The organism is Xaviernesmea rhizosphaerae, assembly GCF_001938945.1.
Classification (GTDB): Bacteria; Pseudomonadota; Alphaproteobacteria; order Rhizobiales; family Rhizobiaceae; genus Xaviernesmea; species Xaviernesmea rhizosphaerae.
In genome coordinates, this window is sequence record NZ_MKIO01000001.1 from 1 (window position 1) to 585 (window position 585).

Consider the following 585-nt stretch of genomic DNA (forward strand, 5'->3'; position numbering starts at 1 on the left):
ATCAGAACCCATGGGTCCATTGGCGTCGGCCGATGGACATGATGTTCCATGGCCGCTGCTGGAGTTTTCGCCAGGCGTAGCAGCAATGGTCAACGATATCCTCGTATGACTTGAAGACACGGTTTGAGAGCCAGTTGTCCCGCATGAACTGCCAGATGTTTTCGACCGGGTTCAGCTCGGGTGACTTGGGCGGCAGTGGCAGGATGGTGATGTTTTCAGGAACGATGAGGTTGTTGGACATGTGCCATCCGGCCTGATCCATGATGAGGATAGAGTGGCCATCGTCCGCGACGTTGCGGGATATCTCGATCAGGTGCTGGTTCATGGCATGGGTATCGCACCAAGGCATGACGAGGGCTGCGGCCTTGCCGTGCCTGGGGCAGATCGCGCCGAATATATAGGCGGAGCGTGTCCGCTGGTCATGGGGGGCGGATGGCCTCGATCCCCGCTTGGCCCAGCGGCGGGGAAGTTTTTTTAATTGCCTCAGCCGCCTCGGCATCCTGCGCATGATGCCTGGGGCGAGCCGAGAGTTTGCGGTAGCCCATTGCCCGCACTTCGCGACCAAGGGTCTGCTCGCTCACCGAG

1 pseudogene is annotated in these 585 nt (G+C 59.7%); it reads right to left on the reverse strand.

Annotated elements, in window-relative coordinates:
• Position 1: 1 nt before the first annotated feature.
• A pseudogene (locus tag BJF92_RS00005) lies at positions 2-585 on the reverse strand (IS630 family transposase); the annotation flags it as partial.